This window comes from Nostoc sp. S13, from assembly GCF_029379315.1.
Lineage (GTDB): Bacteria > Cyanobacteriota > Cyanobacteriia > Cyanobacteriales > Nostocaceae > Nostoc.
This window is the reverse complement of sequence record NZ_JAQYWQ010000187.1, coordinates 1-8,212: the sequence shown is the minus strand read 5'-3', so window position 1 is coordinate 8,212 and position 8,212 is coordinate 1. Positions and strand designations below refer to the sequence as shown.

Below are 8,212 nucleotides of genomic sequence, written 5' to 3'. Positions count from 1 at the left end.
AATAAATTCACGGAAGGCTTGCTGTTCGGCTTCATCTGCATCGCGATCAACAGGGATAGAAGCATCGGCAATCACTTCTTCCATTACCCAGATGGGAGTATTTGTACGGAGGGCAATGGCGATCGCATCGCTAGGACGTGCGTCAATTTCTTTTTTGACTTCGCCTTGCTGGACAATTAAAGCTGCATAAAATGTATCCTTTTGTAGGGAATGAATAATCACCTTTTCTAGAGTCATGTTCCAAGTCTCTAGAAGATTCACAATCAGGTCGTGGGTTAAGGGTCTAGGAGGCTTCTGATTCTCCAGTGCGCCCATAATTGCCCTAGCCTGTTCCTGACCGATGTAAATTGGCAAAGCCCGCCGATCTGAAGAATCTTTCAAAAGTACAATCGGGCTGCGGGTTATGGCATCTAATGCTATGCCAGCGACTTTCATTTCAATCATTGGCTAAGCCTCTACAATCCTTTGACAGCCTTGGATACTGTGTAACAAATAGTACCCATTTTTCGGGGGTTTGGTGAGAGTAATAAACATAAGCATTTGTTCTCTATAATTGCTTCTATTAAACTCCGAACTTGTGGTGAAAACCAGAGTAAGTCAAATTGGTCTTCTTAGACAATAACCTTCTTACCCAAGTATGCCTTGTGAACGATGCTAATGTGTTAATATCCCTATCCGAAAAAAGTCAGAAAATATACTTGGATCTTCGAGATTTCTGTGACAATTACCAATTGACTTCAGCCAAAATTAGGCAATAAATAGAGTTAGTTTGACAAAAAAGCCGTGTTTACAGGATTAATCCAGGCATTAGGAACGATGGAACCCTTAGGGGGCGATTCTTGGCAAATTACTTGTGTAAGCCAGTCGGGTGAAGTAATTATGCAAGATTTGGCATATGGTGACAGTGTTGCAGTAGATGGTGTTTGCCTGACAGTAGAAAAAGTTTTAAAAGACGGGTTTATCGCCACGGCTTCACCGGAAACTCTACGCCGCACGACTTTAGGAGGTGAGCAAACGCAACAGAGATATGTCAATTTAGAAGCGTCGCTAAAAGTGGGCAGCAAAGTTGGCGGTCATTTTGTGATGGGTCATGTAGATGGCATCGGTCGATTGCTAGTGGCAGAACAAACGGCTAGTTCTTGGGAAATGTCCTTTATTGCATCCGAAGCGATCGCACGGTACATTGTCCCTAAAGGTAGCATTGCTGTCAATGGCATCAGCCTCACAGTCGCCGCATATGAGCCAGAATCCCAATTCAAAGTAGCGGTAATTCCCCTCACCTATGCCGAGACAAATCTTCGCTATTTAGTTCCTGGCAGTTTGGTGAATCTAGAAGGGGATATTCTCGGCAAATACGTCGAAAAATTCCTTTACTCTGGCAACCCCAACACCACAGCCCCTGATGATAATAGTATAGATGGCATTACACCCGCATTCTTAACAGAACACGGGTATTTGTAACTAAAAAAGTTAGGAGTTAGGAGTTAGAAGTTAGGAGTTTTAAATTCATAACTCTTCACTCCTCACTCCTAACTTTCTTTTAGCTGCCTGGTTGTTGGCTTACCTGGGCGGTTTGCAAGCCTCGCACTAACTGGCTGAGGGCTGACTGTAATTCCACACCTGGGTCAGTAGCAACCCACCCATCTTGTGTCAGGTGACGGACTTCAAAGTGCAGGTGAGGGCCTGTGGAGTTCCCGGTGCTGCCAACTAGCCCGATGACAGTTCCAGGTTGTACCCACTGACCAGGTTGAACAAGGATTTGTGACATGTGACCGTAGAGAGTTTGTTCAGCAGATTTGTGATTTAGGATAACGGTTAAACCATAACCACCCACCCAGTTAGCAGTTTCTACTTGACCAGCAGCAGCTGCCAAAACTGGTGTCCCCGTAGGCGCACCCAAGTCTGTACCAGCATGAAAGCGGCGATCGCCTGTGATTGGATGAATTCGCCAACCAAACAAAGAAGTAATGGGAGCGGGAATAGACAATGGATACATCATTCCCGTACCACTATAGGCGACTGTCCCCGTGTAGGGGATTCGCGGCAATACTGATGCCAGTGAGAAGTCGTAAGCTACGGTGCTGGGGCGGGGCGCAATGTTACCATCTGCCATTGGTGGAGGTAAAGTACCACCACTGGGCGTGATCGGAGTTGCACTCACTGTTGTGGGGCTGAACTCGCCGGGATTCGGAATAAACCGATTCGGGCGAAATGCGCTCTTGGTGACACCGCTAGAACCACTTTCAGTAGGACGCCATCTGCTGGTGTTGCCAGTAGTTGCAATCTGCCGCACGGGTGGAACTACTGGTAATTGTGCGTTTTGACTTCTTCTGAGCCAATTAGGTGCTGTACCATTAGAATCAGCTACGCTCTTTTGGGGTACTTTGGCGCAAATGCCGCCTAATAGACTTTGCCCTGACGGCAAGGTGGCTCGACAACCACTGGAACGGTCTGTGAGAATTACAGAATTTGGTGCTTGATAAGTACCCGTGGCACCACTGTCATAACTATTAGGATCAATATAGGCGTTATTATAATCCTTGGTTTTCGCCGCCGTTGCACTGACAGTACTGTTGGAGTTATTTGATGGTTGAGCAACTTCTCTTAGTTTTTCAGGTAAAGAGCGGGCAGGGGTATTGGGTTTTTCCGGTCTCACCCTTGCAGGAATAACCTGGGAGGCTTCTACTTTCGGCTTTGACTGTCTGATAATTACAACAGGTTGGGCAGTTTCGATTTTGGGTGTAGACTGCCTAACTGGCTCTTTTGATTGAGCAACCTCTGGCTTGCCTAATCTGAGTCTGAGTCTGGCTCGCCGTTGGGAAAATTCCGGTTGCGCTGACACTGCTTCGGGCGCAATAGTCTGTTTTTTCAAACTGAGCGGAGTCGAAGCTTTAACTGGATTTGTAACTGCTGTTGGTTGGGAACTTTCAACAGTGGGAACGATGTTGTCTATTTGTGTTTCCGTTTGGGCAAACACGAAGCCGCCGCTAAGGAGGCTAACGCTACTCAGCCAACAGAGGCTCTGAGCTGGTAGCGTCGAAGCAAAACGTTTTTTCGTCAGACCTCGCTGCCATAAGTAATGCAAACGATTATGGGCAGAATTATTGCGCTGCGTCATTTGTTCTCTCAGTTGTGTGTAATTAGCCTAAAGAGATGATGCTAGTGGTTTGTCTTGCCCAAAGAGCTAAATTTTCAACAAACCTCAAATTTAAATGGAAGATTTATGGTATCCCAAACTGATTGTACCGGGTTCAATATAAATTTCCGGTGTAATTAGTTCCTTTGTATCATCTGTTTCCAAATCAACTCGTAAATTTCCTTGAGATGTCACTCCAACTACAGTACCTGAAAGATTATTGACGTATACCTGATCACCCATATTTGTAAGCAAATCTAGATAGCGAGACAAGAGTATACTTACTCCTTCTTGGCAAAGGCACTCCATACCGGATTCTATTCCTAGTAAGACTGTAGAGGTGAGCATTTCCAGACAAGAAATTGGTCTGAAATCTTGGGAAGCTTGCCACGATTCCAGATTGATTCCAGTTTCTGGTACTGGGTTTTTCCAATTAATACCAACACCAATTATTGCTTGGGTGATTTGTCCTTTGTTTACTTTGGTTTCTGTCAAAATGCCGCCTAGTTTGCGACCATTTAAAACTAAATCATTGGGCCATTTTATCCCAACATCTACACCGCGCTGACGCAATTGAGAAGCAATTCCCCAAGCAGTAGCAAAAGTTAGCTGGTAGCTCTCAGTAGCCTCTATTTTGTGGTCGAAAGAAATTGCCACGGAAAGATATAATCCCCCAACAGGAGAAACCCACTGACGTCCCCATTGTCCCCGCCCAGCAGATTGCACAGTTGCCATTACTACTGTTCCTGAAATAGCCCCTTGGTTAAGTAAGTCCCAGAGGGTTTGGTTAGTTGAGGAGACGCTTTCAAAAAAGTGGAGGGAAAATGGTAAATATGTATACTTACGCCCTGCTTTCAGGGCTGCTTCCAAGTTTTGCAGATTAAATCCCACAGCAGTTTACCCAAATTCCGTTGTTCAAGTTAGCATTGATTGGCTGATGAGTGATTTTCCGTTTAGGTTTGGTTGAAGATGCACACTTGGTACTGGCGCAATTGGGAAGGACTGCCCTATCTGACTTGTAGTATTCTGGAAGGTTGGGATCACGGCTTCTTTACCCAGCAGTTTTGGCCACGATCGCCACAAGCGATCACAGAAGTATTGCAACCAGAGGCATCAGTCTATCGCTTAAAGCAGGTACATGGCAATACTGTTCTCACCCCTGAAGAAATTGATACGATGTTAAGCACTCATGAAGAGGATTTAGCATCGGCGGATGGTTTAATTAGCGAACAGCCTCTACAAGCAGTCTGGGTAGCTAGTGCAGATTGTACACCTGTGCTGATTGGGGATGTGAAAACTGGACAGGTGGCAGCATTACACGCAGGCTGGCGGGGGACTGCTAAAAAGATTGTGCCTTTAGCGATCGCTCGACTACAATCTCAAGGCAGCAAACTGGATGATTTGAAAATTGCAATGGGCCCAGCGATCGCTGGTGAAGTTTACCAAGTTTCTATCGATGTGGCTGCACAAATCGGGGCTAGCATTATACCACATGAAGACGAACAAAAAATTATAACTGCACTACATGAGCTACCAAATTCACCTTTGCTGGAAGATCCCAATCCTGGAAAGGTAAGGCTGGATGTCCGGCGAGTGAATGTCTTACAACTGGAAAATATGGGGATTAGTGCAGAACAAATTGCGATCGCACCTTATTGTACTTTCCAAACTCCAGAGCATTTCTTTTCTTACCGTCGGGAGAAAGAGAAAAAAGTTCAGTGGTCAGGGATTGTTAGTGGCAAAACTAGTCACTAATTTATATTCTCATCACGGGATAGTTAGGATGTTCAGGATTCGGAATCAGTCGCTGATTTCTACAGTCCACCAATAAATCCCGCGTCTCAAACACCGTTTGTCCAATCAAGACTATATCACCTGTAACTAATGTTGCTTCAGTAGTTTCCCGTCCTGTCAATTCAATAATTACGGCTTCAGTCACGCCGATAGATTCTTCGCTACCGTTAGCGTATTGAGCAATCTGCTGTCCTCGAATTCTCAAACCAAGTTGCTCGACACCTGTTTTTGACGCAGGGAACTAATTGCTAAGACTAAAACACTCACAATGATTGCTAAAATGGCATAACTCGGTAGGGCGAAGATAGTTACTTTCATCATGTATGGCAATTCCCCTGCTTTCACATTCCAGTGATTTGCTAGAGAGCCGATGAGCCAGCCATGAATAACTGCTGTTTGTATTGCAAGAGAGCAAACTCCTACTAACCAAACAGACATTCTTTTCATAGAGAATGTACAATGCCTAATCTGAAACAGCAAATCATTTAGCAAAAAAACAACAGCAGGTATTAACATCACAGAACTAGTGTCCTGTGAATAGTTGATGGCAATACTCAAGCAAGAAATTAGTACCATTTCTGCTAAGTAAATTTTTTTTGACCAGCCTGTGAGAGATTGTTGTAGATACCAATACCAACCAACTAAACCAACAAGTATTAGAACAATTAAGTCTGACAAAAGCTTGGCAAAGAATGGGTTATTGGGAAATAATCTCGGGCCCACGACCGCCAAATCGAGGCGACTAATCGAAATATAGGGGCTAACTGATGGATCATTTAGCCAGAGTGAAAATCCCCGAGATGCATCTGACAGGAATTGTGTCAAAGAATTGCCCGTTAAGGCTAGACCTATAAATACTAGAGAAGTTAGTGTGACAACAGAGATAAAAACTAGAGAAAACCGTCTTTTAAGTATAAAATACAGAACGAATAATGCAGCTAATGTTGGTTTACAAAGGGCAAGCCCCAAGCAAACTCCTGCTGGAATATCCTGATGTTTTCTGGCAAAGATAAACATCCATAAGATCAGAACTGCAACGAAAATGGCAACATTACCAACTTGAAGATCGCGAACTAAGCCATAAATCAAGGCAACCGAGATTGTACAAATAGTTCTGAAAGCTCGCGACTTTGACTCCAGCAGGATATTAGCTCCCCATAAAGCCAAACCAATTGCTAATATATGCATCACAACCCAGATTGTAAATGCACTATTGATCGAAAAATAACCGAGAAACCAAATCAGAGGAATAATATTAGGTGGATAGACAAATGGTGGAATAAAGCCACATATCTTAGTTAGGGTACAGAAACTTTGATTAAATATCTCGACATTAAAAGGACTCAAATGCTGATGAGCCAATTTACTCGCTACATAATACCACTTAAAATCCCATAAGGGTGGATTTGGTTGATTTAGGAAATAAACTAGCCAACCTGTATAACAAAGGAATCTTGTAACGACTAATACAACAGCTGCTTGGACGAGAAAGTTAACAATTGGTTGACGAAAAAATTGGATCAACTGTTGGATTACAGAAGATTTTAAGAATAAAGAATTTTTCCACACTGCTTTCTCATCATCTAATCGCCAATTATTTTTGAGAACTAAAGCAACTAGAGTTACTATAATTAGGTTCCAAAAGCCAAAACTGATCATCGGAATGATTTCAAGAATTATTTATGTATATCGTAAATAATATCGCGGAAGTCAGTCGTTATAAAGGATACTTAAGTATTTTTATAATCAATTTGCCAAATTTTGACAATTACTCTCTTCCCGCCATAAAATTACCTCTAGCGGTTCTCGGTTGCATGGAATACGCGCTGTTACAGTTATTGGGGTTTTGGTCTTAATTATTACAAAAAGTTTGGCTCAATAACTCGCAGTGCAGTAAAGCACCATCCACCAAAGATTGGATTTTCTCTGATGATAAAGCATCACCATTAGCGTAATGCTCCATCCAAGTCAGACTAATCAAATTGGGGTCATCTGGTAAACTCGCTAAATCCCATCCAGGCATTTCCAAATCTTCCATGAGCCGATTTACTTTCGGGTCATAACTGAGAGCAAAGCAGCGACAACCTTCAGCAGCAGCCATAATCAAGCTGTGCAGGCGCATCCCAATTGCCATTTCAACGCCGCGAAACACACCTTTTAAAAGTTGCGGATCTTCTAGACATAAAATCTTGCTGACATTTTTAAGATGTGGTTGAATAGCTTCGGCAATACTTAAATCTTCACTTTTTTGAAATGGCAGTAGTAAAATAAATGCTTGTGTGGCTTTTTGAAAGTCAACCAAAGCACGAGTTAAGTTTGCCAGACGTGTTTCTGTAAGTTGGGGATGCGATCGCAACGTTAGGGCAACTCTCGGCGCTGGTAAATCCCAAAGTCCCGGTACTGGTTTAGATTCCAACGCCCAAACCGGATCAGGAGCTATAATACAAGGAATTTGCCAATCAAATAATAAAGCCGCACTGGCGCGATCGCGGACACTAATTTTGGTACAATTACCAAAGGTTTGCCGTGCCAGCCAGCGAGTTTGCGGACGCACTAACGGGCCAATACCCTGCGCCCAAGCAACAGTTTTCAAACCCATTTTCTGCGCTAATGCCATCAGTCCCCCATAATAAAATGGGCTGATAGTACTGGTAACATCTTGAATGAGACTCCCACCGCCCCAAATCAAGGCATCACAAGAGCGTAAAGCTTGCAACACAAGTAAGGGAGCCATGCGATCAGAGGTTTCTACATTGTAGCGATCGCGCGTTTGCTGTGGATTACCAGAAAGCACCACAGGCGTTACGTGAGATGGTAACATTTGCAAAAGCGTTGCCAACAAAGCTTCGTCACCACCATTGCCTTTACCGTAATATCCAGACAATAACGCTCGCATCTTGACCATTTTGGATTTTGGATTTTGGACTTCGGCTTCGCTCAGTCTAACGATTTTAGATTAATAGCTATTGTTAAATGAATCTCTGTCCCCAATACAGATGGTAAACTCATTCCCAAGTTCTATTTTGAATAATGTAGAAGATAGTTATACCAATTCTGTATGAAGATGCGCTAAACCATATTTAAATACAAGAAAGAAAAACGAACCGCATTCGCGTTAGCGTCTCCCCTTGGGAGAAGGACGCAAAGGAGAGGCAGCGCGTTGCGGTGAATCCAGCGCTGTAGGCGGGTTTCCCGCCGTAGGCGACTGGTGAACCCGAAGGGGGGTTCCAAGAGTTGTAGCGACTGCCGTCACAAAGAAAGAAAGAAGTTAAAAGGGTTTAG

Annotated in this window: 8 protein-coding genes; 2 read left to right on the top strand and 6 right to left on the bottom strand. The window is 43.7% G+C overall.

Annotation, left to right across the window (positions count from 1 at the left end; genetic code table 11):
* The coding region (locus PUQ00_RS31270; protein WP_300423756.1) for a bifunctional nuclease family protein at positions 1-444 on the bottom strand (444 nt) is incomplete at its 3' end.
* Between the two features lie 339 nt (positions 445-783).
* Here PUQ00_RS31270 and PUQ00_RS31265 point away from each other — a divergent pair.
* Positions 784-1,461 (top strand): riboflavin synthase, encoded by a 678-nt coding sequence (locus PUQ00_RS31265; RefSeq protein ID WP_300423755.1) that lies wholly within the window; start codon positions 784-786, stop codon positions 1,459-1,461.
* A gap of 79 nt (positions 1,462-1,540) precedes the next feature.
* On the opposite strand, the gene PUQ00_RS31260 is transcribed toward PUQ00_RS31265, so the two are convergent.
* Positions 1,541-3,118, bottom strand: a complete 1,578-nt coding sequence (locus tag PUQ00_RS31260; protein WP_300423753.1) for a M23 family metallopeptidase — start codon at positions 3,116-3,118, stop codon at positions 1,541-1,543.
* A gap of 90 nt (positions 3,119-3,208) precedes the next feature.
* Positions 3,209-4,027, bottom strand: a complete 819-nt coding sequence (locus tag PUQ00_RS31255; RefSeq protein ID WP_300423751.1) for a biotin--[acetyl-CoA-carboxylase] ligase — start codon at positions 4,025-4,027, stop codon at positions 3,209-3,211.
* A 78-nt stretch (positions 4,028-4,105) separates the two neighbouring features.
* Between PUQ00_RS31255 and pgeF the strand changes: the two genes are divergently transcribed.
* A complete protein-coding gene (gene pgeF / locus PUQ00_RS31250) occupies positions 4,106-4,891 on the top strand; it encodes a peptidoglycan editing factor PgeF (RefSeq protein ID WP_300423750.1) in 786 nt (261 codons plus the stop codon).
* A gap of 1 nt (position 4,892) precedes the next feature.
* On the opposite strand, the gene PUQ00_RS31245 is transcribed toward pgeF, so the two are convergent.
* From PUQ00_RS31245 to csaB, 3 genes are all read right to left on the bottom strand, one after another.
* Positions 4,893-5,135, bottom strand: a complete 243-nt coding sequence (locus PUQ00_RS31245) for a hypothetical protein (RefSeq protein ID WP_300423748.1) — start codon at positions 5,133-5,135, stop codon at positions 4,893-4,895.
* A complete protein-coding gene (locus PUQ00_RS31240) occupies positions 5,132-6,589 on the bottom strand; it encodes a glycosyltransferase family 87 protein (RefSeq protein WP_300423746.1) in 1,458 nt (485 codons plus the stop codon). Before PUQ00_RS31240 ends, PUQ00_RS31245 begins: the two co-directional genes overlap by 4 nt.
* A 193-nt stretch (positions 6,590-6,782) precedes the next feature.
* Entirely contained in the window at positions 6,783-7,826 is a 1,044-nt protein-coding gene (gene csaB, locus PUQ00_RS31235; RefSeq protein ID WP_300423758.1) for a polysaccharide pyruvyl transferase CsaB, read from the bottom strand.
* Positions 7,827-8,212 lie beyond the last annotated feature (386 nt).

What these genes read in the sequence shown, in the direction of transcription:
- PUQ00_RS31260 (WP_300423753.1), bottom strand. Translation starts at nt 3,118, where the DNA reads ATGACGCAGCGCAATAATTCTGCCCATAATCGTTTGCATTACTTATGG.
- pgeF (WP_300423750.1), top strand. Translation starts at nt 4,106, where the DNA reads ATGCACACTTGGTACTGGCGCAATTGGGAAGGACTGCCCTATCTGACT.
- PUQ00_RS31240 (WP_300423746.1), bottom strand. Translation starts at nt 6,589, where the DNA reads ATGATCAGTTTTGGCTTTTGGAACCTAATTATAGTAACTCTAGTTGCT.
- csaB (WP_300423758.1), bottom strand. Translation starts at nt 7,826, where the DNA reads ATGCGAGCGTTATTGTCTGGATATTACGGTAAAGGCAATGGTGGTGAC.